Annotated in this window: 22 protein-coding genes; 10 read left to right on the top strand and 12 right to left on the bottom strand. The window is 43.3% G+C overall.

Going from position 1 to position 25905, the window contains the following annotated elements; genetic code table 11:
- Positions 1-204 precede the first annotated feature (204 nt).
- A complete protein-coding gene (gene hisB, locus F6J99_RS14720; RefSeq protein ID WP_229424260.1) occupies positions 205-867 on the bottom strand; it encodes an imidazoleglycerol-phosphate dehydratase HisB in 663 nt (220 codons plus the stop codon).
- Between the two features lie 164 nt (positions 868-1031).
- The gene (fabI, locus tag F6J99_RS14715) at positions 1032-1808 is read right to left on the bottom strand and encodes an enoyl-ACP reductase FabI (protein WP_075898906.1); all 777 of its coding nucleotides are present in this window, start codon (positions 1806-1808) and stop codon (positions 1032-1034) included.
- Between the two features lie 984 nt (positions 1809-2792).
- Here fabI and ntcA point away from each other — a divergent pair.
- Positions 2793-3470, top strand: coding sequence for a global nitrogen regulator NtcA (gene ntcA / locus F6J99_RS14710; RefSeq protein ID WP_070391512.1), 678 nt, complete (start codon positions 2793-2795; stop codon positions 3468-3470).
- 3 nt (positions 3471-3473) lie between these two features.
- Here the strand turns inward: ntcA and F6J99_RS14705 are convergent, their stop codons facing one another.
- On the bottom strand, positions 3474-4523 hold the full coding sequence (locus F6J99_RS14705) for a diguanylate cyclase (protein WP_293113570.1): 1050 nt from the start codon (positions 4521-4523) through the stop codon (positions 3474-3476).
- Between the two features lie 1617 nt (positions 4524-6140).
- The gene (locus F6J99_RS14700) at positions 6141-6338 is read right to left on the bottom strand and encodes a heavy-metal-associated domain-containing protein (protein WP_293113569.1); all 198 of its coding nucleotides are present in this window, start codon (positions 6336-6338) and stop codon (positions 6141-6143) included.
- A gap of 2286 nt (positions 6339-8624) precedes the next feature.
- On the opposite strand from F6J99_RS14700, the gene F6J99_RS14695 reads away from it, so the two are divergent.
- Together F6J99_RS14695 and alaS are read left to right on the top strand one after the other, a co-directional pair.
- The gene (locus F6J99_RS14695; protein WP_293113568.1) at positions 8625-8927 is read left to right on the top strand and encodes a hypothetical protein; all 303 of its coding nucleotides are present in this window, start codon (positions 8625-8627) and stop codon (positions 8925-8927) included.
- Between the two features lie 86 nt (positions 8928-9013).
- On the top strand, positions 9014-11644 hold the full coding sequence (gene alaS / locus F6J99_RS14690) for an alanine--tRNA ligase (protein WP_293113567.1): 2631 nt from the start codon (positions 9014-9016) through the stop codon (positions 11642-11644).
- Positions 11645-11882: 238 nt separating this feature from the next.
- On the opposite strand, the gene F6J99_RS14685 is transcribed toward alaS, so the two are convergent.
- Positions 11883-12119 (bottom strand): hypothetical protein, encoded by a 237-nt coding sequence (locus F6J99_RS14685; RefSeq protein ID WP_293113566.1) that lies wholly within the window; start codon positions 12117-12119, stop codon positions 11883-11885.
- Positions 12120-12124: 5 nt separating this feature from the next.
- Positions 12125-13771, bottom strand: a complete 1647-nt coding sequence (locus tag F6J99_RS14680) for an RNA-directed DNA polymerase (RefSeq protein WP_293113565.1) — start codon at positions 13769-13771, stop codon at positions 12125-12127.
- Between the two features lie 80 nt (positions 13772-13851).
- On the opposite strand from F6J99_RS14680, the gene F6J99_RS14675 reads away from it, so the two are divergent.
- A complete protein-coding gene (locus tag F6J99_RS14675) occupies positions 13852-13998 on the top strand; it encodes a hypothetical protein (protein WP_293113564.1) in 147 nt (48 codons plus the stop codon).
- A 281-nt stretch (positions 13999-14279) separates the two neighbouring features.
- Here F6J99_RS14675 and F6J99_RS14670 read toward each other — a convergent pair whose 3' ends face one another.
- Both F6J99_RS14670 and F6J99_RS14665 read right to left on the bottom strand, forming a co-directional pair.
- Positions 14280-14618, bottom strand: coding sequence for a DUF5615 family PIN-like protein (locus F6J99_RS14670; protein WP_293113563.1), 339 nt, complete (start codon positions 14616-14618; stop codon positions 14280-14282).
- A complete protein-coding gene (locus F6J99_RS14665; protein ID WP_293067687.1) occupies positions 14615-14839 on the bottom strand; it encodes a DUF433 domain-containing protein in 225 nt (74 codons plus the stop codon). Before F6J99_RS14665 ends, F6J99_RS14670 begins: the two co-directional genes overlap by 4 nt.
- 157 nt (positions 14840-14996) lie before the next feature.
- On the opposite strand from F6J99_RS14665, the gene F6J99_RS14660 reads away from it, so the two are divergent.
- Entirely contained in the window at positions 14997-15167 is a 171-nt protein-coding gene (locus tag F6J99_RS14660; RefSeq protein WP_293113562.1) for a hypothetical protein, read from the top strand.
- A 202-nt stretch (positions 15168-15369) separates the two neighbouring features.
- Here the strand turns inward: F6J99_RS14660 and F6J99_RS14655 are convergent, their stop codons facing one another.
- Both F6J99_RS14655 and F6J99_RS14650 read right to left on the bottom strand, forming a co-directional pair.
- A complete protein-coding gene (locus tag F6J99_RS14655) occupies positions 15370-16560 on the bottom strand; it encodes a hypothetical protein (protein ID WP_293113561.1) in 1191 nt (396 codons plus the stop codon).
- An 800-nt stretch (positions 16561-17360) separates the two neighbouring features.
- On the bottom strand, positions 17361-18263 hold the full coding sequence (locus F6J99_RS14650) for an alpha/beta hydrolase (RefSeq protein ID WP_293113560.1): 903 nt from the start codon (positions 18261-18263) through the stop codon (positions 17361-17363).
- 378 nt (positions 18264-18641) lie between these two features.
- On the opposite strand from F6J99_RS14650, the gene F6J99_RS14645 reads away from it, so the two are divergent.
- The gene (locus tag F6J99_RS14645; RefSeq protein ID WP_293113559.1) at positions 18642-21617 is read left to right on the top strand and encodes an S-layer family protein; all 2976 of its coding nucleotides are present in this window, start codon (positions 18642-18644) and stop codon (positions 21615-21617) included.
- On the top strand, positions 21614-24166 hold the full coding sequence (locus tag F6J99_RS14640; RefSeq protein ID WP_293113558.1) for a CHAT domain-containing protein: 2553 nt from the start codon (positions 21614-21616) through the stop codon (positions 24164-24166). Before F6J99_RS14645 ends, F6J99_RS14640 begins: the two co-directional genes overlap by 4 nt.
- Here the strand turns inward: F6J99_RS14640 and F6J99_RS14635 are convergent.
- A complete protein-coding gene (locus F6J99_RS14635; protein WP_293113557.1) occupies positions 24074-24304 on the bottom strand; it encodes a hypothetical protein in 231 nt (76 codons plus the stop codon). The two genes, F6J99_RS14640 and F6J99_RS14635, sit on opposite strands and share 93 nt — an antisense overlap.
- Positions 24305-24518: 214 nt before the next feature.
- Here F6J99_RS14635 and F6J99_RS14630 point away from each other — a divergent pair, with 214 nt between their 5' ends.
- On the top strand, positions 24519-24995 hold the full coding sequence (locus F6J99_RS14630) for a lipocalin-like domain-containing protein (RefSeq protein WP_293113556.1): 477 nt from the start codon (positions 24519-24521) through the stop codon (positions 24993-24995).
- Here the strand turns inward: F6J99_RS14630 and F6J99_RS14625 are convergent.
- Entirely contained in the window at positions 24971-25159 is a 189-nt protein-coding gene (locus F6J99_RS14625; RefSeq protein WP_293113555.1) for an Arc family DNA-binding protein, read from the bottom strand. The genes F6J99_RS14630 and F6J99_RS14625 overlap by 25 nt on opposite strands.
- Positions 25160-25276: 117 nt before the next feature.
- Between F6J99_RS14625 and F6J99_RS14620 the strand changes: the two genes are divergently transcribed.
- Positions 25277-25405: a hypothetical protein gene (locus tag F6J99_RS14620; protein WP_293113554.1), complete on the top strand. Its 129-nt coding sequence runs from the start codon at positions 25277-25279 to the stop codon at positions 25403-25405.
- Between the two features lie 273 nt (positions 25406-25678).
- Positions 25679-25905, top strand: a 227-nt coding sequence (locus F6J99_RS14615) for a hypothetical protein (protein WP_293113553.1), incomplete at its 3' end; no start/stop codon positions are given.

Genomic DNA, 25905 nt, shown 5'->3' with positions numbered 1-25905 from the left:
GATCAAATGTAGTTAATGCTCCTTAGACCAGTCTAAAAGCTGTGGAACTCTTAGTCCCATGGCTTTTTGTTTGTTTTAAACCTTTAGGATTTCCCGATAGCTTTGTCTTGATGCAGTCGCTCATGGCGCATGGGTCTGTGTGCGGAACCTGCGTCCGCACCTTGTAAGCCCCGTGGGAACCCCCGCAGGTCGGCGCTGCATCGCTTACAAAACCCCCTTAGAGCTTGGAATCATCCCTGCACGACGAGGATCAATTTCCACAGCCATGCGCATTGCCCTGGCAAATGCCTTGAATGTTGCTTCAATAATATGATGTGAATTGATGCCATCTAGTTGGCGGATATGTAAGGTGAGCTGACTATGGTTAACCAGTGCGACAAAAAACTCTCGCACCAGCTGGGTATCATAGGTTCCGACACGCTGGGTAGGAATTTCCAAACCATAGCTTAAGTGAGGACGTCCAGAAAAATCTAGAGATACCAGAATCAAGGCCTCATCTAGGGGAGCCAGGAAATTCCCGAAGCGAACTATTCCTTTGCGATCGCTTAATGCTTTTGCCAAGGCTTGCCCTAGGGTAATCCCAACATCTTCATTAGTGTGGTGATCATCAATTTCTAGGTCCCCCTTTGCCTGCACCTCCAAGTCAATCAGTCCATGGGAAGAGATTTGATGCAGCATATGGTCTAAAAATGGAATCCCTGTATTAGCGGTGCAGATACCTGTACCATCTAAATTCAGTGACACTTGTACATCAGTTTCCCCAGTAGTACGCCTGACTGAGGCTGTTCGCGCCTTTAACCTAGACTCTTGGGTGTTGAGAATTATCGGTCCGCTCTCGATCTGCGTCGGATTATCGCTTACTTGCATTACATCTTTACTCCTGTCTTACTTAGCCTGACTTATTAGTTATCTGCCTATTTGCCAGTATTCTTCAGTTAAGTATTCGCCCATTGCATCAAACATTACGGAATGCGCGTGCATAATTATGAATTTTGATTTTCCAATTCTATAGTTGACGCAATTGTTCTTAGTCACATTCCCATTATTTCGTAACCAGCGTCTACATATAAAACCTGACCAGTGATGCCGCTGGCTAAATCACTACACAAGAAAGCAGCTGCTTTACCCACTTCTTCCTGAGTAACAGTGCGGCGCAGTGGTGCTACTTTCTCTACATGATGAATCATATCCATGATACCCCCAACTGCTGAAGAGGCTAAGGTCCGGATTGGTCCTGCGGAGATAGCATTGACCCGAATCGTTTGGGGTCCGAGTTCTGCTGCGAGGTAACGAACACTCATTTCCAGTGCTGCTTTAGCAACACCCATCACATTATAATTGGGAATTACTTTAACCCCCCCAAGATAGCTGAGGGTGACAATGCTACCCCCATCAGTCATCAAGTGTTTCCAAGCTGCGGTTAATCGATTGAGGGAGTAACTGCTAATGTCTAAGGCTAGGGAAAACCCCTCACGGGATGTCTGACTAAACTCTCCCGATAGATCCTCTTTATTGGCAAAGGCTAAACAGTGAATCAGGATGTCCAGTTTGCCCCATTGTTTTGCGATCGCATCCCCAATCGCTTCAATTTGGGCATCGTTTCGGACATCACAGGGCATGATAATGCTAGGCTCGAGGGGCTCTACCAGGTCTCGAACTTTTTTCTCATAGCGACCTTTTTCGTCAGGCAAAAAGTTCACACCTAAATTTGCCCCCGCGTTGTGCAACTGTTGGGCGATCCCCCAAGCAATGGAGCGGTTGTTGGCGATGCCAGTGACAAAAGCATTTTTTCCGTTGAGATCGAGCATGGTTTTTAGGTTGAGTCGCGCTATGAGTCAGGGTTGAAGGTTAGTTAGCCGTATATGACAGCCCAGTTATTATATCCCTTCTTGATGCAGTCGCTCATGGGGGAACCCCCAAGACCGCACTGCCTCCCCAAGACCGCGCTGCATCGCTGAATGCAGCAACGTTGAGTTTTTCAGCTCCATCTCAACTAGTAATAGGTAATTGTGAGCCCAAGTCTGGTCAAGTATTATATTGTTATAATTTTTATTATAAATTTTCAGTATAAACCTTTATTATAGTTTATAAGCAAGGGTGCCAGGTAATCAAACTACCTATATTATGGGGGATCTGCAATCACCCGGACGCGAAATAGCGACTAACTCCCCGACTTAATAGGGATTAGTTATGGCAGGCGAGCGTGAGGTTACTCACCCAACTAGAACCAGAGAAATGGCTACTGTCCACCCCAAACCCGTTCGCTCCACACCCCAAAGCGGGTCTCCCGTTTACCCTTCAGGCTTACCCCCTGAGGTAAGCACCAATAATGACCCCTGAGGTTTTTAGTGTTTGGTAGCAATTTTTACAAAAACTTACCTCAGATTGATATTAAGTAGTTAGAAATAAATTTGTCGATTCCACGATGATTGGTACTAATCGCCGCTTCTACCTGACAGGGTTAAGGGAGAATCAAGCCGAGAGCTTGCTAAACTATTATAGACTAGCAGTTAATACTGTTGGCCTGTTGGCAAATTAGCTCAAAACTTGCCCGCTGCGCTTGACCCGTAATTAAATTCGCCACTGGTTCCAGTGCCGAAATTGATTGGCAAGGGGAATTAAGAACGGTTGTAGCAGTTCACGACAAACTAAATAAAACTGTTTAAAATCCGCTAAAATAGCCTAAATAGACAAGCCTAAATAGACAAGATTTATTGACTAATCCGTGGCTTAACATCCCCGGAAGTCTTTTCACTATAAATAGATAGGGGCATTGCTACAAAGGAATAGATATGGATAGGGTTGTGACGCAGGATACACCACTAGCGGCTGTTTTTCGTCAGATTGGTAGAGGAGCGTTTCCACCAGTCGTAGAAACCTATGAGCGAGGTAAAACGATTTTCTTCCCAGGAGATCCAGCTGAACGGGTTTACTTTTTGCTAAAAGGTGCTGTCAAACTGTCTAGAGTATACGAAGTAGGAGAAGAAATTACTGTAGCACTGCTGCGAGAAAATACGGTTTTCGGTGTTCTATCTCTGATTACTGGTCACCAATCTGATCGGTTCTATCATGCAGTTGCCTTTACAACTGTAGAGTTACTCTCTTCCCCGATTGACCAGGTAGAAAAAGCACTCAAGGAAAACCCGGAATTATCAATGTTGATGTTACGGGGGCTATCGTCTCGGATATTACAGACTGAAATGATGATCGAAACCCTAGCTCATCGGGATATGGAGTCTCGATTGGTTAGTTTTCTATTAATTCTCTGCCGTGACTTTGGGATACCCTGTGGGGATGGGATTACCATTGAACTGAAGTTGTCCCATCAAGCGATCGCAGAAGCTATCGGTTCGACTCGGGTGACTGTCACCCGTCTACTGGGAGACCTAAGGGAAAAAGAAATGATTTCGATTCACAAGAAAAAAATTACTGTCCACAAGCCAGTGGTTTTGAGTCAGCAATTTACCTGAAAATTAGTGATTGCAACAACAATAAACCCGATTGCGACCATTAGATTTAGCAATCCGTAGGTTCTGGTCAGCACATCGCAGTAGGCTTTCCCCTCTATGGTCGTCCTTATTTTTGTTAAGGGAAGCAACACCCAAGCTAATGGTAATTGGGAGCACTAATCTTCTATCAATGTGAAAGGGTTGATCGCTAATAATATGTCGCACTCGGTTAGCCACTGCTCGGGCTTCTTGAGTGTCAGTGTGACTAAGAATGATCACAAACTCTTCTCCACCATAGCGAAAGAGGGAATCTTGAATACGTAGGTTATGTTTGAGACGACTTGCCAGTAGCTTGAGAGCGCGATCGCCTACCGGATGTCCGTAGTTGTCGTTGATGGACTTGAAATAGTCCACATCTAGGATAATCAGACTCAGGGGCGTTGATTTACGAAAGGCATTTTCGACTTGTCGGGGTAACTCCCATTCCATTGCCCGACGATTGCTCAATTCTGTCAAGGGATCAACTAATGCTATCCTAGATAAAAAATCATTAGTGTGCATTGCTTTTCGGTATAGTTGCACTCCTCGTAACCCTGCATGAATTTGTGCCTTAAGCAACCGATGTTCTGCTACAGATATGGCTGAGTCTTGATTACTGATTGAACTGATCCGTAAGTAGGCATCTGCACCGTTTTCTAGGGCTTGAGCACATTCTTTTAACTCCCAGTTTGGGTCTCGGCCCATTGTTTCAATCGCTATTTCGGGCAAGTCATTGATCACAATGCAGTATATCCAACCGAGCAGCTTTTGTTCTTTAATTTGACGACATAGTTGTAAACTAGCCACCTGCGTTGCCTGCAAAATTAAAATAGCCGGTTGTCTAGTCTTGATGAGTTGTATGACATCATCAAGTTCCCAAGATACCTCGACAGTGCTAGACTTTATATAGCAAGTCCGCTTCACAAATGTAGTGATAAACTTTTGATTTCCTACCACTAATATAGAAGCATCGTTTTTATTTATAGTTAGCTCTACAGAGCTAATACATTCACCCTGAATTAATAATCTTAACACTGCTACTTCTTCAAGAAAGTATTAGCTAATACGTTTGGTTCTAAATTTACCAGTCTATGGGATTGGCTATGGAATAGATAGATGCTAGATAACTAGATAAATTGATCCTATTGCTGACTATCGTTTGGGAGCTCAAGTACAGTTGGATCAGTTACCAATTTCCCATTGCCGATTCCTCATTCTCCAATATGGATTGTGAATCACGAGCTGCGGAACTTTAGATAAATTAGGTGGTATTATAACAATCATTTCTAAACTAGATTCCTATATAGAGCAATTATAAATAGGTTGTGAACTATCAAGCGGCCAGGATGCCAATAATACCATATTCTTGGGGTTATAGATTTTCACAACTCGTTTATAATTTTTATATGGTTTTTAGTTTAACGAGTTTTATTGAACATAAACCTGAATAACAACAAAAATTAGTTGAATCCCCAATGAATGCAAAGCCAACTTAGGCACATCTTAGGCACATCTTAGGCACATAGTTAATTAGGGGTTACTCAGCAGAAGCTGACCACAGGGATTATTCTATTGATACTTTCCTTTTATACTCTCTTGTTTTTATCACAAGTGGCATTAGCTATTTCCTGGTATCCGGAAAATTTGTCTAAATCTTTATCGAACATAGTGAAAACACTTAACTGTTCAACTGAGTCAAAGCATTATTATTCCCACTAACCTCTAATATCAAGTCAGGTTGAATACCCATAATTAGAGGGAGGGTGGGGAGATGGGGAGATGGGGAGATGAGGAGATGGGGAGATTTTTATTAAGAGTAATTATCCCGACATGATCTAAAAAATTTCTGGCAGCCGGAGAGCTTGTGGTCTGCTGCTTAATTAGGATCAAAACTAGCTACAGAATTTATCCCTCTCTTGATGCAAAGCGCGAGTGGGGGAAACCCCCGCAGGTCGGCGCTGCATCGCTGTATTTCCTTGAACTCAATGAGCATCTTTGTTAGCATCTAAGATAGACTAGATGCCCTACATAATTAACCAACACGTAAGTTGGTCTTCATTTAAATTCCATTGTTCAACAGAGCAGGGGCGCAAGAGAGCAGGTTTTTTTTATAACTGAATCATAATTTAATTTAAATGCCCAACACCTAGTCAACTCACACCTAGTTAAACAACACAATAGAACTGACTGATTTCTGGTCGTTCCCGTAGGGTCAGCCGTAGGCCACAAGGTTAATGTTTGACGGTTGATAGTCAAAGGTTAATCATAAGGTGCGCGCCCGTTCGCGCACCTTGAGGTGGGTCCAAGGCCGCGAGGGATTGCTCGCGGCCTTAGAGGCGCGCACAAAGAGCGAATTTAATTCTTAATGGTAAGAGCGCACCTAAGGGTCAAGCGCACCTAAGCCGTTCCGCAGCGATGCAGCAAGGGAACAGGGGGTTTCCCCCACTCGCGCAATAATCAAGACAATATTGATTCAGCTGTCACCCATCTAATTTGCATACTCAAGACGAGGGGGAGAGTCGCAGAGGGATTGACGACTTGTTCCGTTCGCGTAGCGTGGCCATTCGCACCTCAAGTAGCGTGGCAAAAGGCCAAGGGTGGCCAACGGCCAAGGCCTTAAGTACCAAATAGCTCGATTAAATGTACACTACCTTACTCCACGGTGTGACCGACAGTGGTTATGATCTGTCTAATTGAATCTTCAGAGGCTTCGGTTTCAACTCTAACCGTCTTTGATGTTACATCCACTTTGACTTTAGAGTCTGGCTCCTGTTGGAGTATACCTTCGGTAATGGTCTTGGCACAGACATCACACGCAATACTGGGAACTTTTAACTGTACTATTGCCATCGTCAATACTCCATCAGTTTTTCTTACAGCCGTTAATCAGCTTCCCCTTAAAGCTCGCAGCCCAAGGTAGGAATGTTAATGCTTACCAATAACTTAGATCGATTGACGACAATACTCAAAGGGCCTAGCCAGGATTGACTAGACCCATCTGAGTGGAAAAAGACAAATTTTCAACGAGTTAACTTTCTGACTACCAGTTTTGAATCACTACTACGGTTGGCAAACTTCACAGATACACCTAATACTAAATCTCACACAGTCGCGTCTTTCCGGACTTTGGTTTGGCTTTCCCCAACTTCCGTTGGTTCCTCGCCACTTCATGCTATGTTCGATTGGTGCCTACTGTGGCTGGGTCATAGACCGTTGGAAATCATCTTATCTATGCCCATTTGGTTTGTTGCTTCAGGTTTGTCTCTGAAGGATGACTTCCACTCTTTTAAGCTAACACGGCTTTCTGGAGATTCCGAATACTTGTTGTTAAAGTTCAGGAGTCTTTACAAACTGCAACAATTAGATGAAAAAGTATGAAGCATTTAGGGCCAAGGGCCAAGGGTCAAGTGTTAATTGCTAGTGTTAATTGCTTTTAGGTGCAAGGCTTTTATTGACTTTAATGCTACGGTGTAGCAATCATTTCTAATTTGTCTGGGATTGCCCCAATACGTTGGCTCAATACTCAAAGGGCCTAGCCAGGATTGACTAGACCCATTCGAGTGAAAAAAGACAAATTTTCAACGAGTTAACTTTCTGACTACCAGTTTTGAATCACTACTACGGTTGGCAAACTACACAGATACACCTAATACTAAATCTCACACAGTCGCGTCTTTCCGGACTTTGGTTTGGCTTTCCCCAACTTCCGTTGGTTCCTCGCCACTTCATGCTATGTTCGATCGGTGCCTACTGTGGCTGGGTCATAGACCGGTAGAAATCATCTTATCTATGCCCATTTGGTTTGTCGCTTCAGGTTTGTCTCTGAAGGATGACTTCCACTCTTTTAAGCTAACACGGCTTTCTGGAGATTCCGAATACTTGTTGTTAAAGTTCAGGAGTCTTTACATACTGCAATAATTAGATGAAAAAGTATGAAGCATGTCGGGTCAAGGGTGAACTGTTAATTGCTTTTTAGATGCAAAGCTTTGATCAACTTTAATGGTACATTGCAGCAATCATTTCTAATTTATCTGGGATTGCCCCAATACATTTCCCCAATACTCAAAGGGCCTAGCCAGGATTGACTAGACCCATCTGAGTGAAAAAAGACAAATTTTCAACGAGTTAACTTTCTGACTACCAGTTTTGAATCACTACTACGGTTGGCAAACTTCACAGATACACCTAATACTAAATCTCACACAGTCGCGTCTTTCCGGACTTTGGTTTGGCTTCTTCCAACTTCTGTCGGTTTCTCGCCACTTCATGCTATGTTCGATCGGTGCCTACTGTGGCTGGGTCATAGACCGTTGGAAATCATCTTATCTATGCCCATTTGGTTTGTCGCTTCAGGTTTGTCTCTGAAGGATGACTTCCACTCTTTTAAGCTAACACGGCTTTCTGGAGATTCCGAATACTTGTTGTTAAAGTTCAGGAGTCTTTACATACTGCAACAATTAGATGAAAAAGTATGAAGCATGTCGGGTCAAGGGTGAACTGTTAATTGCTTTTTAGCTCCAAAGCTTTGATCAACTTTAATGGTACATTGCAGCAATCATTTCTAATTTATCTGGGATTGCCCCAATACATTTCCCCAATACTCAAAGGGCCTAGCCAGGATTGACTAGACCCATCTGAGTGTAAAAAGACAAATTTTCAACGAGTTAACTTTCTGACTACCAGTTTTGAATCACTACTACGGTTGGCAAACTTCACAGATACACCTAATACTAAATCTCACACAGTCGTGTCTTTCCGGACTTTGGTTTGGCTTCTTCCAACTTCCGTTGGTTCCTCGCCACTTCATGCTATGTTCGATTGGTGCCTACTGTGGCTGGGTCATAGACCGGTAGAAATCATCTTATCTATGCCCATTTGGTTTGTCGCTTCAGGTTTTTCTCTGAAGGATGACTTCCACTCTTTAAAGCTAACACGGCTTTCTGGAGATTCCGAATACTTGTTATTAAAGTTCAGGAGTCTTTACAAACTGCAACGATTAGATTAAGAAGGTTGAAGGTTACAGCTTGAAGGTTGCAGGTTGAAGGTTACAGGTTAGATGTTGAAGGTTAGATGTTGAAGGTTACAGGTTAGATGTTGAAGGTTGCAGGTTATATGTAACAGGTTTAACGTTAAAGATTGCTATTATACATCCGGCTTTCAGTTGTTAAGCCTCTAATCTTCAACCATCAAACCTTCAACCAATCAAACCTTCAACCATCCAACCTTAAACCATCAAACCTTCAACCATCAAACCTCCAACCATCCAACCTCCAACCAACCAACCAACCAACCAACCTTCAACCTTCAAACCTCCAACCATCCAACCTTCAACCATCCAACCTTAAACCATCCAACCTTAAACCATCCAACCTTCAACCTCCAACCATCACAATGGTTTGCTCTCCTATAAAGGGTGGGCTTTCTAGCAAACCTCTGTAAGAATGGATAATAGGTAAATTAAGAAACATAGCGATCAGGGTTTATCTACCATATGCCCATACCCTAACGCTGACTTGTAGAAAACCATGCCCGATATCCCTAATTATTTGCGCGGTAACGAAATCCGGCAAACTTTCCTCGATTTCTACTCCCAACGGCAACACAATGTATTGCCAAGTGCTTCCCTAGTACCGGAAGACCCGACGGTGTTGCTGACCATTGCGGGAATGTTGCAGTTTAAACCGATTTTTCTAGGACAACGTCAGTCGGAATTCCCTCGCGCCACCACCTCCCAAAAATGTATCCGCAACAATGATATAGAGAATGTGGGACGCACGGCACGGCATCATACTTTTTTTGAGATGCTGGGGAATTTTAGTTTTGGGGATTACTTCAAGGAACAAGCGATCGCATGGGCATGGGAACTCTCTACAGAGGTATTCGGTTTGCCACCAGAACGCTTAGTAGTCAGTGTGTTTCGGGATGATGACGAAGCGTTTGGGATTTGGCGGGATAAAATTGGCATCCCAGCCCATCGCATCCAGCGCTTGGGTGAAGAGGATAATTATTGGAAATCGGGTCCAACCGGTCCGTGTGGTCCGTGTTCAGAAATTTACTACGATTTTCACCCAGAACTGGGAGACGAGAGCATTGACTTGGAAGATGATACCAGGTTTATTGAGTTCTATAACCTGGTATTCATGGAATACAACCAGGATGCGGAGGGTAATCGCACTCCGTTAGAAAAGCAAAATATTGATACGGGGATGGGGCTGGAAAGGATGGCGCAAATCCTCCAGCAAGTGCCGAATAATTATGAAACTGATTTAATTTTCCCGATTGTAAAAACGGCAGCGGAAATTGCTGGGGTTAACTATAGCAAGAGTAATCAGAAGACGAAGGTTTCTCTGAAGGTTATTGGTGACCATATCCGGGCAATTGTTCATATGATCGCGGATGGGATTACGGCTTCTAACACCGGACGGGGTTATGTGTTGCGCCGTTTGCTGCGTCGAGTGGTGCGTCATGGCCGTTTGATTGGGATTGATGGGGAATTTACCTGGGAAGTAGCTCAAACAGCGATCGCATTATCTGAATCCGCTTATCCCAATGTGCGGGAACGGGAAAAAACTATCCAATCGGAAATGCAGCGGGAAGAGTCTCAATTCCTGAAAACCCTGGAACGGGGAGAGAAGCTGCTGGCTGAGATTTTGGCCAAGAAGCCTAAGCAGATATCTGGCACAGATGCGTTTACGCTCTATGATACTTATGGTTTCCCAGTGGAATTAACTGAGGAAATTGCTGAAGAACAGGGCTTAACGGTAGACCTCGATGGCTTCGAGGTGGAAATGGAACGCCAGCGGGAACGGGCTAGAGTTGCCCATGAAACGATTGATTTAACGGTACAGGGTAGCTTAGATCAGCTAGGGGAACAGATCGATAGTACGGCATTCCTGGGTTACACTGAACCCCAGTCTATGGCTAAGGTAGAGGCTTTGCTAGTTGATGGGAAGTCCGTGGAATCCGCTGGAGCTGGGAGTAAGGTCCAGGTGATTTTGGATCAGACCCCATTCTATGCGGAATCTGGGGGACAAATAGGCGATCGCGGTTATCTGTCTGGGGATTCGCTATTGGTTCGCATCGAAGATGTTCAGAAAGAATCGGATTTCTTTGTCCACTTCGGTACTGTCGAACGGGGAAATTTAGCGGTAGGCACAACAGTAACGGCTCAAATTGACCGGGCTTGTCGCCGTCGAGTTCAAGCTAACCATAGTGCGACCCATTTACTGCAAGCGGCTCTGAAAAAAATTGTTGACCCAAGCATCTCTCAGGCAGGCTCTTTGGTGGCTTTTGACCGCTTGCGCTTTGACTTCAATTGCCCTCGCGCTCTGACATCGGAAGAGTTAGAGCAAATCGAGGCACAAATTAATACTTGGATTAGTGAAGCCCATACCGCAGATGTAGAGGTGATGCCTTTGACAAAAGCTAAGGCTAAGGGCGCAACCGCTATGTTTGGGGAAAAGTATGGCGATGAAGTCAGGGTGATTGATTTCCCTGGTGTCTCCATGGAATTGTGTGGTGGTACCCATGTCAACAATACTGCTGAGATTGGCGTGTTTAAGATTATCGCTTCCGCAGGGGTCGCGTCTGGGATTAGGCGCATAGAAGCAGTGGCTGGACCGGCGGTGCTGGATTATCTGAATGTGCGGGATAAGGTGGTTAAGGATTTATGCGATCGCTTTAAGGCACAACCGGAAGAGTTACCTGAGCGGATTAGTAATTTACAACAGGAACTCAAGGCTACTAATAAACAGTTAGATGCCCTGAAGCAACAACTGGCTTTGGCCAAATCTGACCAATTGTTGGCGGAAGCTAAGTCAGTCGGTGAGTTCAAGGTTCTGGTAGCCAAGATGGAGGGAGTAGAACCAGAGGGATTGAAAAGTGTTGCGCAACAGCTACAGCAGAAGCTGGGAGAAAGTGCGGTAGTGTTGGGTTCAGTGCCTAGTCCGGATAAGGTCAGTTTAGTGGCAGCCTTTAGTAAGGGTGTTAATCAGAAAGGCTTGCAGGCTGGGAAGTTTATTGGTGCGATCGCTAAAATTTGCGGTGGTGGTGGCGGTGGACGACCTAACTTAGCCCAAGCTGGTGGAAAAGATGGCAGTAAGTTAGGGGAAGCTCTCGATAGGGCGTTGGAACAGTTGTTGGAAGGGTTGCAGTGATTTTGGACTGGGGGATCCCCCCTAACCCCCCTTAATAAGGGGGGGATTTGGAGAATAGTTGTATTGGTGCGATCGCAAACAGTTTGCGATCGCGTAGCGGCTCTGTAAGAGCATCGCTTTTTTATTGCCTTGCGTGTAGCGCTATATGTGCTGGTGAGCAATTTAGTGCGTCAGTGCAATAGTTTTTTTTGAACCATGGATAGCTAAAAGAAAATTTTAAATATACACGAACAAGTGACTATTTTTTTAAATCAATGGCGTTGCCACTAACCAGATTGTCCACGAATTGAAAAAGCGATGTGCCGCAGACACTGCTACGGGAAAGCATTAGGGAACAATTAGAACAAATGGGAATTACTTCAAGCGATCGCCCTAATTGTGAAACAAGTATTGTTTGTTGAGATAACCGTGAAGATAAGCGGCGGCAGTAGATTTTAAACCTCACCACCATGTTCTGTTCCGTCTGCTGTAACACGGTTGTTAGACCTTTTTTGCCCATTTTTGTAGGACAATCTCAAAAGGTCTGCTCAATTTTAATCTATTCAAAAAATATTTTTTTTCATCTTTTGGAAAGCCTGAACAACTGTATATATAAGCGATTTGTTGCCAACGATCCATAGTTTGATAATTCTCTTTATATTCACGGAGCCAATCAAAGGCTTCATTTTGTTTTGCTGATAGAAGTATCTCTCTCCTAGCAAATGGTTCACTAGAAGTATATTGCTTAGCTAATTTTGCAAAATGGTTAATGTGTTGATTTTTAGTGAACAAGCTCAAAATTAAAAGTCGAAAATATTCATTGCCTTGTACTTGAGGAGATTCTAGTAAATTTAGTAGTTTTTCTCCGATTTGCACCCATTGTTCCTGCTCGATAGTTTGAACTGAAGATAAATAAGCACAGATGTTAGAAAAACAGGGAGCTAATTCTGCTATATTCTCAAGCGAAATATCAACAGCGCCAGGATGTCCTATTTGCGTTAAGCGCCTATAAAACCATCTAAGGCGAATGTAATCTACTTCATGTTCACCTAAGTTAAATACTGATCTAACTTTTTTCCATATTAAATTCCATATTAAATGAACATCAAATAGTTCTATTATTTGTTTTGGATTTGGTATTGTAAATGCTTTTTTACCTATATATTCTTGGATGATTCCACTAATTATATCTCCCGATATTGCCTTCCAGTCTTCAGTAGAAATTGAACTATATGATACCCTTGAATAAGGATCACCACAGGAATATTTTTTGACAATATTTAAAACTCTATCTTCGGCCAAACTAATTGGTCGATCCTCAATCATTTTTAGGCATAAATCACTAAAATCATAGGGATTATAGAACTTAGTTTTGTGCCTTTGAAGCATGAGTCTTTGTTGTTTATCAAGAGTGGAGGCTATATAATGTAATGCATCCTGAGCAGAATTGGAGGAATCACAAAATATTAACATATCGTCTACAAAGCGCATAAACTTAATTCCAATAGAAGAAAGAGAATTGTCGATTGGAATCATTGAACTTTCAGCTATTAAGTGGATAGCATGAGGTCCTACGGGTACTCCTCGCGACACTCCTGCTGTTGTTGACTCTAGGAGCCGAATTATCCATTTTATAGCCTGATTAGGAAATTCTGATTCAAGTAGTTGATTTTCAACTGTGTGGTGATAAATTTGGTTGTAAAAATCAGCAATATCACAGTATAGGATTGTATTAAATTTCCAAATTTCATTATAGGCTGACTGCCAAAAATCGTTCCATGCAGTTTGGCTTGAATAAAGTCCTAATGTGGCATCTGGTTTAAATCTATAACTAAATACTTTTGTATTTGGTAGTCTTCGATCTTCAATGCCCTGACCATATTGATAAATTAATGCTGTTAGGATAATTGAGTCTTGCGGATCTAATTGCGTTGCTTGGCGATATGCTATTTCATCTTTGGGAACGATGAAGCGGCGACAAGAACCAGGTGGAAATTCTGATAGATCTTTCCCTTCCACAAGCTTTACAAATTCATCTGCCATATTATTAATGGCATCAAACTCTAAAATTTTTGGAAAGAGATCCCCATCCGAGTGATTATTTACAAACTTAATAGCCCAATCAATTGAATCGCTTCTCAAAGACATATAGGACTCCTATAATGTTTAACTACCTCATAACTGGCTACTTTTATGGGTGAGTTGTTAATCAGGGATGTGGTAAGGGAATGCTAAGGGCAGAGAAAGGACAAGAACAACACAACCGAGGAGTGATGTCTAACTATTTATTATACGGAAGCTTTCTGGATATCGACCCTTTAGGGGATAAATTTGATAAAATTGACTTAGATCTACCCTATCCAGAATCATATTAAGAATCTTTCGGTATATTCATCCGTGATATCACCACTTTTTATAGATATTATACTGATTAGTCATAATATCCATAATTTTTATGAATATCATTCTTTAAAAAATCTAATAAAAAACTGCTTGAACAAGTCAAGGTCACGTTAAATCTACTTGGTTTAGGTGCTTGAGATGAGCGTAGCAATGTTATTGATCTTAAGCCTTATTCTTACAAAGAGGATAATTTTTGCTAATCAACAGGCTGCCCATGCTCGATTTTGGTTCAGGGATTAGTTAGCTTTCGCTGCTAGTCTCCGCTAATTTCAACTAATGCTTCACCAGACCTTAGAAGCTCTAGTGCTTCTGGTAAAGTAGCACTCAAAATTTCTCGCAACCGATCATTTGAGGTGTTACCACAGGTCAACCAGATAATTTGAGGTGGTGAGCCAAGGCGATCGACTAGATCGACAAAATCACTGTCTTTAGTCATGAAGATAACGCTTTGAGCCTTTGCTGCCTCAAAAATATCAGGATCTTCAGCATCTCTCAAACCAATATCCCGTAAAGCTAATGCTGTCACTCCAAAAGTATTGCTAATCCAAGTTGCAATCCCAGGCGACAAATTTGCGTCTACCCAAATTGTCATGGAACTAGCACCGGATGATTAAGCTTACGTGAGGCATATAGAAGTGCTGCCTGCAAATCATTTGCTTCTAAATCAGGCATTTCTGCTAAGATTTGCTCAGCAGTAAGTCCAGCCGCAAACAAATCCAGTACATCCGATACTCTAATTCTCATACCTCGAATACAAGGGCGACCACCGCACTGTCTCGGATTAATGGTAATTCTTTTAAGCAAATCTGACATATAGTTTTACTCCAGAATGGATTTTAATCTCGCTATATAGCGTTTATTATAGCTATGATAAATCCTGTATTTTCGTAAGCATTCATCCTATGCGCTACGCGCACGCTACACGAACAGGAGTCAGCAGTCAGCTTATTTTATTCAAAAGCACCTCAAGGTGGCACAGGCTTTGGCCAAGGCCAAAGCCTGTGCCTTGGCCTTTGGCCACGCTACGCGAATGGCCACGCTACGCGAATGGCCACGCTACGCGAATGGCCACGCTGTGCGAATGGCCACGCTGTGCGAACGACGCTGGGACTTAACGCATAAGCTGATAGCTGATAGCTGATAGCTGATAGCTGATAGCTGATAAACGACTAAAATCAGCCGCGCCTTCAGAGGTTGTCTGAGAAGTCTCATTTGCTACATCCAAGCCCCCGTTGGTCCCCCAATTTTGGGGGACTTTTAGAAGCAAATAGACTCTTGTTCCCCCCAAAGTTGGGGGGCTAGGGGGGCAAAATTCAGTATAAAAAAACTTTTCAGATATCCTCTCAGCGTCCACTTATTTTTCTGGTTAGATTTTTTACAACCTCTCGTTGCGCAGTGCCTTTAGGTAGTATTTTGTCAATTAAAGGTTTTTTGTTTAATGTTCTGCGGAGTTGCCCAACCCAAGAATCGTTGACTTTGTTTTTATTGGCATACTCATAGATTTGTCGCCACTCTCCACGAACAGCTTGGTTAGGCAGGGTGATTTCTTTGATATCGTCAATAATATTGGAATCAGGAAAGCATTTGGGAATAGGGTTCCCTGTCGCCAAAAAATTAAGTTTAGTCCTCACGCACTTCTCACATTTACCGCAATTTCTGTCTTTTAAGTCTCCTTGCCAACAGACACGCAAATTTTCAATACCAACTTTCCAATCACAAATTTCTTTTACTTTTTCCGTTCGGTTATGGCTGGCACCATCATGGATGACATGAAAATCGCCAGAACTTAACAAATGATCTGTAATCGGGGATGAACCCCAAGGAATAACCAGTGAATCATAGGGTTCACTGCTACCAACAATACAGGTACCGGCAACTTTTTTGAAATTGCTAAGAACAGCAACTAAAACACAGGAAAAAGCATGTTCCCAATTGACTGTTGTAATTTCACGATAGTTGGTTTTGATCGGTACTAGTTTAAGCTGAATATCCCTTAAGGTTTCTTGGGCTCTCTTGCTAGCATTATCAAATGAGGTTTCTTCCCTAAGTGGAATGTCGAACCCGTGAACTATTGAGCATAGCTTTACCTCCTGAGACCGATGACTGAATTTTGCTTGGGAGTGACGCCATACGGAGAAGGTAGCATCAACACCCCCAGAAAAGGCACATATGGCACCAGATACTGCGGTACTATTATCTCTTATAGAATCTGCCCTAATATTAATGTAAGAATATATGTCAGGTAACCATTTATGCCATGCTGCTTGATATTCAACCAAATTACTTAAGAGATGTTTTGAGACTTCCCCTTTAACAATTACATGTCTTTCTTCTTTCATCGCATCCATAATGACGGCAAGTAAATAACTGTCACAATCATTATCTTCCGGCGGCACGATTGATTTATCGAATTGAAACCATAGCTCAGTCTGATCCACTTGGACATCGCCATCAATCCGCTTAATTCTGCATCGTCTAACCCAATCACTATCCGTAGTTTCGCGATTCAACGGTTCAATTTCAATATATTTCATGATGATGGTTTCCTGGGGGGGGACATGCAAGCTTAAATCATTACTGGGTAATAATTTAAGCCCATAATTTACATAAGATTTTAGGGAACAGCGGATCTGGAAGGAACAGGTAAGAGGGAAAAAAATCCTGTGTACCTGATAGTTATGAAAAACGCTGTATAGTAAACTTTTCAGGACTCATATCACCCCCTCAGGATAATTTCCTTCAAATATAACTATTTAGGCTCTTCCGTACTTGTTATGCTAAATAAACAGTATGTAAGAGGGAACAGCGGATCTGGGAATAGGGAACAGTGGTCAGATGCCGTATTCATAAAATTTTGTTAGTTGAATAGCCTAATTTTTCTTATACAGTAAGCTTTCTAAGTTTTTTAACTGGAAATTTAGCATACCAGGTACTGAAGAACCACTATTTATAGCGTTTATCATAGCTATGAGGTACAGTTTTGATTGGCGCTGATTGCCTTTAAGAACTTCTTACTTCTGCCTTAAAAGGATAAGCTTTTTCCTCATGAATCTGAGAATTGCTATAGCGTTTCTAGGACTCATAAGGTACAGTCTTCTTTGACGTTGATTCCCTTTTAGCTGCGCTTTCCGCATTAAGAATTAAATTCGCCACGGGTCGCACCTCTTAATGCAGCGCATCGCTATTCACTCTTATCTATTCCCCTCCTGGGAGGGGTTAGGGGTGGGTTCCTGTTCCCAGATCCGGTGTTCCCTGTTCCCTAAAATCTATAAATTGTGTACCTCACAAGTCGTAGAATTGCTATATAACTGCTATTAAAGCGATCGCTAAATCGCTAAATAAAATCCTCAATCACTGCTGTTACCGCTTCATGATACTCTTCAGAAATACCTAAGGTTCCAGCTAATCTAACAGTTTGCACCTGTTCTAACTCCGCCATCGCTATCATTTCCGCTTTTGATTTAGGTGGTGCATTTTCTGCTAATATAATTAATACGGGCATGGGCACAGAATCTAAAAGCTGCAAAAATTTATCCCGATTAGCAACAGGATCGATTGCGCCAGTAACAAAGGCAGCCGGTGCATATCTCCCGCCATCTTTGGAGGTAATTTTGTGTTTTTGGGCGATAAATTCGGGAGTTAGTTTGGTTTCATCTACATAGACGTGGCGTTTATACATCAAGCGGAGAAAAGAAGGGGTAGTGTTGAGATAGTATAGAGTCTGACCTAACCAGGGCGATCGCACTAGGTTTTTTACTCCGTGTCTCACTCCATCAGGTAAACCCATTACTCTTAACGGTCCTTTCCAAGTGGGAGCCACTAAAATTAGTTTAGAAATACTATCTGGATTATCTTGGGCAAATTTTAAAGCGTATCCCGAAGCATGACCCGCAGCAATTAAGATAATTGAGTTATTATTAAAAACAGATTTAACAAAATCTGCTAATAACTGCTGAAATAATACGGGATTGTAATCCACAGGAGGGCATTGAGACTCGCCAAATCCCAACCAATCTAGAACCGTAACGTGATAGTTGGTAGCGAGTAGATTGGCAATACCTTTCATTTCTGTGCGACTAGAAACGGTACTAAAAGCAGGCAGTAACAGTACAGGGTTTCCTGCGCCGATAGTTTCGTAGACCACTTGATAGTGTTTGTCTTGCCAATTCCAGTTGTAGAAATTTTTGGTACCGCCAATACCAGAGTTAATTTCAGTCGGATTAGTTGCTGTAGTCATATACCAAAGGGAACAGGGAACAGGGAACAGGGAACAGGGAACAGGGAGTAGGGAGTAGGGAGTAGGGAGTAGGGAGTAGGGAGTAGGGAAAAGGTAACAAAAATTATCACAATTCCTACACGGATTGGTATAGTGATAGGGGTGCATGTAATAATTGTAAATCTATAACTAAAAGAAGTGTGGGTAGATAGGGAAATAGGGAATATTTTTATTAAGGGTAATTGTTATAACATGATATTAGCATTCTATTGCCAAAGAGTGTTTTTTCATGGATTGAGATCCATCCTTGGCTACTGCCCTATTGACTTAATAAAAATTAACATAATCAACGGGTATGTTATGAAATAATTCGAGACATCGGGAGCTCTACTGATTAACATGAAACCTCGGATTGACCGACTTGTGGCAGCAAGTCCCTTTGTGCTGTGTTCTCTACTGGGTGCAACTACGGCATTAGGGCAAATCACCCCAGATAATACCCTGGGGAATGAAAGCTCTGTGGTAACCCCCAATGTCAATGTTAACGGAAACCTGGCAGATTTGATAGAAGGTGGCGCGATTAGAGACAGTAATCTCTTCCACAGCTTTTCAGATTTCAATGTGGCAGAGTTCGGGCGAGTTTATTTTGGCTTACCTGCTGGAATTGCCAACATCTTGAGTCGCGTAACTGGAGGTAATATTTCCAATATTTTAGGAACTCTGGGAGTGTTGGGCAATGCTAACTTATTTGTGATAAATCCAAACGGTATTGTCTTCGGTCCCAATAGCAGACTGGATGTGGGAGGGTCATTTTTTGGGAGTACTGCTGATAGTGTGTTGTTTGACGATGGCACAGTATTTAGCGCTAAAAATCCCAATGGGAAACCGTTATTAACTATTAATATACCATCTGGGTTGCAATATGGTTCAAATCCAGGAAGTATTACTAATCAGTCTAGGGAGTTTCAGGTACCAGATGGTCAAACCATAGGGCTAATTGGTGGTGAGGTTACTATTCCTGGTGGCGCTCTATGGGCATTTAATGGACGGATTGAGCTGGGGAGTGTTGGTTCTAATGGTGTGGTGAAATTGACACCAACCGATACTAGTTTTGTGTTGGATTATTCACCAGTTCAACAGTTTCAGGATATTAGTTTGTCCGACGGTGCTTTTGTCACTACCAGTGGGGAAGGTGGTGGGAGTATGCAGGTGCAGGGAGCTAATGTGAGTTTACGCGATCGCTCTCGTGTATTAGCGAGTACCCTCGGAAGTCAGAATGGCGGTGGGATAGTGGTTGAGGCTTCACAGTTGAGTCTTGAGGGTGGTTCTCAAATAAATACAAATGTATTGGGCTCAGGACAGGGGGGAAAGTTGACAGTGGATGCCTCTGAATCTGTTCGAGTAATTGGTGTATCGGCTGATGGTACTCTCAGCGCTTTGGGAGCCCAAGTTTTTCCAGGAGCCACAGGAAATGGGGGAAATTTGAGTATTACCACTGGGCAGTTAATGGTCTCTGATGGAGCAGTTGTTTCAGCTGGCACTTTTGGTGAAGGGGACGGCGGAGATTTGACTGTGAATGCCGACTCTAGGGTTCAACTCATTGGTACAACAGCCGATGGTCAGTTTGCCAGCCGCTTGACTACTCAAGCTAATCAAGGATCAATTGGCAAAGCGGGAAATTTGAGTATTACCACTGGGCAGTTAATGGTCTCTGATGGAGCAGTTGTTTTAGCTGTCACTTTTGGTGAAGGGGATGGGGGAAACTTGAGTGTGAATGCCGACTCTACGGTTCAAGTGATTGGTACGACAGCCGATGGTCGGATTTTAAGCGGCTTGTTTACTGACACTTTTGGGACAGGAAAAGCGGGAAATTTGAGTATTACCACTGGGCAGTTAATGGTCTCTGATGGAGCAGTTGTTTCAGCTGGCACTTTTGGTCTTGGGGACGGAGGAAATTTGACAGTGGATGCTTCCTCTACGGTTCAAGTGATTGGTACGACAGCCGATGGTCGGTTTCCCAGTGGCTTGTTTACTGTAACTTTTGGGACAGGAAAAGCGGGAAATTTGAGTATTACCACTGGGCAGTTAATGGTCTCTGATGGAGCAGTTGCTTCAGCTGCCACTTTTGGTCTTGGGGACGGAGGAAATTTGACAGTGGATGCTTCCTCTACGGTTCAACTCATTGGTACCTCCGCCGATGCTGGGTTTCCCAGCGGCTTGTTAGCTCTAACTCAAGGAATAGGAAAAGCGGTAGATTTGTTGAAGATTACCACTGGGCAGTTAATGGTCTCTGATGGAGCAGTTGTTTCAGCTAGCACTTTTGGTGAAAAGGACGAGGGAAACTTGAGTGTGAACGCCGACTCTACGGTTCAACTGATTGGTACCTCAGCCGATGGTCTGTTTGGCAGCGGCTTGTTTACTCAAGCTCAAGGGACAGGAAAAGCGGGAGAGTTGTTGAAGATTACCACTGGGCAGTTAATGGTCTCTGATGGAGCAGTTGTTAGTGCTAGAAGCTTTGAAAAGAATAGTTCAGCAGGCGAAGTAAAGATTAATGCCAACTCCATCTTCCTAAACAAAAATGGAATCATCACAGCAGAAACAGGAGGAGACAAAGGCAATATTACTCTATCTTCCCGTGACATCCGACTCCTCAACAAAAGCAAGATTACCACTGACGCTGAGAATACCACTGGGGGCAATATAGTTATTGATACTGATACCTTAGTCGGTCTGGGAAATAGCGACATCACAGCTAATGCTCAACAAGGCCGAGGAGGTAGTGTGACCATTAAGGCAAAAGGCATCTTTGGTTTAGAGTTTCGAGACCGTGAAACTCCAGAAAATGACATCACCGCCACCTCCGAACTTGGCCCATCCTTCAACGGTCAAGTCATACTCAAAACCTCAGTAGACCCGACCTCAGGGTTAATCGAGTTGCCAGGAAGCCTGGTAGATGCAGAAGCTATCCTGGCCAATGACCTTTGTGGCTTTGAGAATAATCGGATTGCTGGCGGCAGTTCCTTTTTCATTACCGGTAAAGGGGGTTTACCAGCTAGTGCAGACGATCCGGTGATTAATACTGACAGAACAGTGGGCTGGCTCTCTCGTCCTGGCTTAGCCAGCAGCAGACAAGCATTACAAAAGCAACCTAAGGCCAAAGGCCACGCTACGCGAACAGTCAGACCCCCTCAAGACAAAAAAGTGATTATCGAAGCCCAAGGCTGGGTAATAGCAAAGGATGGCACGATTATTCTGACGGCGCAACCGTTTAGGGGGACTCCTGTTGAGCAGATATTGCCCAATCTTGATTGCCATTCGGGAGGAGGGAACAGGGAACAGGGAACAGGGAACAGGGAGCAGGGAGTAGGGACATGAAAAAACTATCATTTATATTTGCAATCGCATTAACCTGCTTCCTGCCATCCGGGAAAGCATTATCAAATTCTCCAGCAATCACACCCGATTCCCGATTCCCAATTCCCGATTCCCGATTCCCGATTCCCGATTCCCTAGACCAACAAGCCCAACACCTCTATGAAACAGGTCAATATCAAGAGGCGATACTGTTGTTGGAGCAAATGATTAGTAACTACACCGAGAGTGGCGACATTATTGGTCAGATTAATTCCTTAGTCAATCTCGCTTTAGTTTATCAAACCTTGGGAGACCTAGACCAAGCTAAACAAACACTATCCCAGAGTTTTAGCCAACTATCACAACTTGATAATACCACAGAACGTCAACAATTACAAGCCCAAATTCTAGAAGTACAAGGACAAGTATACTTATCACTAGGTCAGGGGGAAAAAGCCTTATCAACTTGGCAGCAAACGAGTGCTATCTACCAAGATATCGGAGACTTAACTAGATTCACGGAAAGTCAGATTTACCAGGTGCAAGCCTTACGAGTATTAGGGTTGTATAATCAAGCCACTAAAACCTTAACTGAAATCCAGGAAACTCTCCAAAACCAACCTGATAGCAGCCTCAAAAGTACCGCCCTCCAATACCTAGGTGATGTGCTGCGCCGAGTAGGTAAATTCAAAGACTCTCAAGCAATTTTACAACAAAGTTTAGCCATAGCGGAAAACTTACCAGATCAGACCTTGATTGCTGAAAATCTGCTCAGTTTAGGAGATACAGCTAGATTAAAAGGGGAAACAGAAGACGCTTTTGATTTCTATCAACGGGTTGTGGAGGAATCTCCCTTACCCCATCTGAAGATTCAGGGACAATTAAATCAACTGAGTGTATTGATAGCTAAACAAGAGTGGTCAGGAGCCAGAGCATTATTGCCAGCTATCGACTATACCTTAACTAAATTATCTCCCATTAAAACCGCCATCAATGCTAGAATTAAGCTAAGCAAAACCCTGTTAAAATCTCAAAACACACAACTCAAAACTCCCAACTCCCTGGCTACTTATCTCGCCGATGCTATTAAGCTAGCTAGGAATTTAGGATATAAAAGAGCCGAAGCTGAAGCTATTGGTAACTTGGGGACATTATACGAAAACCAATCACGTCTTGATGAAGCCCAAGACTTGACCGAAAAAGCCTTACTAATTGCTCAAGAAATCCAGGCTCCGGATTTAGCCTATCAATGGCAATGGCAACTGGGCAGAATTCTCAACCTAAAAGAAGATAAAAAAGGCGCTCGCGCGGCCTATTCTCAATCCGTGCAAACCCTCAAATATATCCGTAGCGACCTAGTCGCCATTAGTAGCGATATTAAGTTTGGGTTTCGAGAGAGGGTTGAACCAGTCTACCGAGAATTAGTAGGACTACTCCTAGAACCGAATGCATCTCAAGAAAACCTCAAACAAGCACGAGATGTAATTGAATCCCTACAACTAGCAGAACTAGACAACTTTTTTCGGGATGCCTGTCTAGATGCTAAACCAGTTAATATCGACGAAATTGACCCGAAAGCCGCGATCTTCTATACCATTATCTTGCCAGACCGCCTCGAAGTAATTGTCACCTTGCCCGGACAACCTCTGCGCCAGATCACCACTAACTTACCTCAACCAGAAATAGAACAACAACTGGCTTCGGTAATCAGAAATATTACTAGCCCTTGGCGAGCTCTGAGAAAGGAAAACTTACAAACAATACACGACTGGTTAATCGGTCCGATTGAAGCTGAACTAGCCAACAGTAACATCCGCACTCTAGTATTTATCCCCGATGGGGCTTTGCGCAATATTCCCATGTCTGTGCTTTATGACGGGGAACGCTATTCCATCGAGAAATACAGTATTGCGGTAGCACCTAGTTTACAATTAATCGACTCTCAAGCCAATGTCAGACAAAACGTTTCGGTTCTAAGTGCTGGAGTGGCGGAAGTTCGTCCCCATCGTCCCAATTTAGGAGCACTTCCTGGGGTGAAGGTGGAATTAGAGAATATCAAAGCCGAAGTTCCCTCATTGATTTTACTCAATGAGTCCTTTACTGAATCGAACTTCAATACAGAAGTTAATACCTCTGCTTACGAAGTCGTTCATCTGGCCACTCATGGTGAATTTAGTTCAGTCGCTGAAGAAACCTTTCTCCTGACCTGGGACGAGGAGATCAATCTCAATGAGTTAAATACTCTGATCTCAGCCGATCAAAAGCAAAAAAATCCCATCGAATTACTCGTCCTCAGTGCTTGTAGGACAGCCGCAGGAGACTCCCGAGCGGCTTTGGGATTGGCTGGAGTAGCAGTGCGATCTGGTGCACGCAGTACCCTTGCCAGTCTCTGGTCTGTGGACGATGTAGCCACTACAGAGTTAATGACTCGCTTCTATCAGAGGTTAGCTAAGGGCAATGTTACCAAGGCTGAAGCGTTACGTCAAGCTCAACAACAGCTGTTGCAGAGCGAGGCATATAATCACCCCATTTACTGGTCGGCTTTTATTTTGCTGGGAAATTGGTTGTGAGGAGCTTCGGTGTAGGGAGTAGGGTGTAGGGAGTAGGGTGTAGGGAGTAGGGAGTAGGGAGTAGGGAGTAGGGAGTAGGGAGTAGGGAGTAGGGAGTAGGGAATCGGGAATCGGCAAAAGCGATTGACCGTAGGTCACGCTACGCGATCGCATCCGGTGTCGGGTGCGTTATTAAGGCACCAAGCCAAGGATAAAGATGCTCTGGGCTGATATATCGGTCGTGGTAACGATGTAGTGGTTTGGCTAGGATCTCGTAAAGGTAATAGGAGCTAAAATCACGAATTGTGTACGACTACCGTGTGGGTACATAACTGATAACTGATAACTAATTTAAATACATAAGGATGAAAAGATGACAAACACTAATTTTGTTGGTACTTGGAAGCTGATTTATTGGGAAAGTAAAACTCCAAAGGGAAACGTTTCCCACCCAATGGGTAAAAATCCCATTGGTTATCTTACATACACAGAATATCAACATATGTCTGCTACCATTATGAGAGAAAATCGCCCGAATATTGATATTCCTCCTGAAGAGCTTATCAAAGCAAGACAAGTTTTATTAAAACCCTGGTTATTAATCAATGGGTGGAAGTATATTAAAGGTATCTTTAGATATCTTCAGGCATCCACTAACTACATTTCCTATAGCGGTAAATATGAAATTAAAGGAAACAAAGTCGTTCATCATGTGGAAGTTAGCCTTATTCCTGACTGGACTGGTACAGACTTGGAACGTACTTTTGAATTTTCATCAGATAGCAGGCTAGTATTGAGTACACCTACTCAAGATGGCAATCATCATTATCTAACCTGGGAGCGCATCTGAATAGCACCTTTGAGAACGTCTACTGGCGGTCCCTGGGAGAGTCGCACAGACCGTTCCAATAACACCAAAATCTGTTGATTCACAGAACGGCGTTCTCGGGCAGCCATGTCTTTAATCTTTTGGTAAAGCTCTTCAGGAATATCTCGTAGAGTGAAAGTGGTCATGGTTTGCCCTAATCATTACACTATCATGATAGCATTATGATACCAAACCTATGGAGAAAACAGACAGAGTACGGATTATCTCAGTCAGGCGATCGCGAAAAGAAGAGGTAGCTATTTATGAAAGCAACAGAATTTGATGCCAAATTCGATCAGGGGGAAGACATTACTGAATTCTTAGACCTTGTCTTGATGCAGTCGCTCATGGGGGAAACCCCCAAGACCGCGCTGCATCGCTTCCCATGCTAAACGTCCTGGATATGAGCAGAAACGAGTTAATGTTGATTTCCCAACTTGGATGATTGAAGCATTAGATCGGGAAGCAAAAAGATTGGGGGTCACCCGTCAGTCAATTATTAAAGTATGGCTTGCGAACTTGAACAGCTATCGTCTTAAAAACCTTTATATACAAGAGTTCAGAGCCGCTACGCGAACGCACTAGAAGGGATGCGATGAAGCGTTTCGGCAAAGCCGACGCTACGCGAACGCAAAGCGTGGCCTACGGCCTCAGCTTCCGCGCTTATGCGATCGCTTGATCCTCTAGAGTGCGTTATGGGCAGTAAGCTGTTGTGCATTTATAGCGTTTCTAGGACTCATGAGGTACACATTATTTTTCACCTCTTCCCTCTTCCCTCTTCCATCTTCCCTCTTACTTCTTACCTCTTCCCTGCTCCCTGCTCCCTGCTCCCTGCTCCCTGCTCCCTAAAAACCAGAAATTTGTACCTCACAAGTCGTAGAATTGCTATAAT

It is taken from the genome of Moorena sp. SIO4G3 (genome assembly GCF_010692305.1).
In the GTDB taxonomy this organism is placed as follows: Bacteria; Cyanobacteriota; Cyanobacteriia; order Cyanobacteriales; family Coleofasciculaceae; genus Moorena; species Moorena producens_A.
The sequence above is the reverse complement of the archived record's forward strand: the minus strand, read 5'-3'. Positions and strand labels throughout refer to the sequence as shown.

Excerpts from the sequence above, each read along its gene's own strand:
- hisB (WP_229424260.1), bottom strand. The coding sequence starts at position 867 with ATGCAAGTAAGCGATAATCCGACGCAGATCGAGAGCGGACCGATAATT.
- fabI (WP_075898906.1), bottom strand. The coding sequence starts at position 1,808 with ATGCTCGATCTCAACGGAAAAAATGCTTTTGTCACTGGCATCGCCAAC.
- ntcA (WP_070391512.1), top strand. The coding sequence starts at position 2,793 with ATGGATAGGGTTGTGACGCAGGATACACCACTAGCGGCTGTTTTTCGT.
- F6J99_RS14700 (WP_293113569.1), bottom strand. The coding sequence starts at position 6,338 with ATGGCAATAGTACAGTTAAAAGTTCCCAGTATTGCGTGTGATGTCTGT.
- alaS (WP_293113567.1), top strand. The coding sequence starts at position 9,014 with ATGCCCGATATCCCTAATTATTTGCGCGGTAACGAAATCCGGCAAACT.
- F6J99_RS14680 (WP_293113565.1), bottom strand. The coding sequence starts at position 13,771 with ATGTCTTTGAGAAGCGATTCAATTGATTGGGCTATTAAGTTTGTAAAT.
- F6J99_RS14675 (WP_293113564.1), top strand. The coding sequence starts at position 13,852 with ATGCTAAGGGCAGAGAAAGGACAAGAACAACACAACCGAGGAGTGATG.
- F6J99_RS14670 (WP_293113563.1), bottom strand. The coding sequence starts at position 14,618 with ATGACAATTTGGGTAGACGCAAATTTGTCGCCTGGGATTGCAACTTGG.
- F6J99_RS14665 (WP_293067687.1), bottom strand. The coding sequence starts at position 14,839 with ATGTCAGATTTGCTTAAAAGAATTACCATTAATCCGAGACAGTGCGGT.
- F6J99_RS14655 (WP_293113561.1), bottom strand. The coding sequence starts at position 16,560 with ATGAAATATATTGAAATTGAACCGTTGAATCGCGAAACTACGGATAGT.
- F6J99_RS14650 (WP_293113560.1), bottom strand. The coding sequence starts at position 18,263 with ATGACTACAGCAACTAATCCGACTGAAATTAACTCTGGTATTGGCGGT.
- F6J99_RS14645 (WP_293113559.1), top strand. The coding sequence starts at position 18,642 with ATGAAACCTCGGATTGACCGACTTGTGGCAGCAAGTCCCTTTGTGCTG.
- F6J99_RS14640 (WP_293113558.1), top strand. The coding sequence starts at position 21,614 with ATGAAAAAACTATCATTTATATTTGCAATCGCATTAACCTGCTTCCTG.
- F6J99_RS14630 (WP_293113556.1), top strand. The coding sequence starts at position 24,519 with ATGACAAACACTAATTTTGTTGGTACTTGGAAGCTGATTTATTGGGAA.
- F6J99_RS14625 (WP_293113555.1), bottom strand. The coding sequence starts at position 25,159 with ATGACCACTTTCACTCTACGAGATATTCCTGAAGAGCTTTACCAAAAG.
- F6J99_RS14620 (WP_293113554.1), top strand. The coding sequence starts at position 25,277 with ATGAAAGCAACAGAATTTGATGCCAAATTCGATCAGGGGGAAGACATT.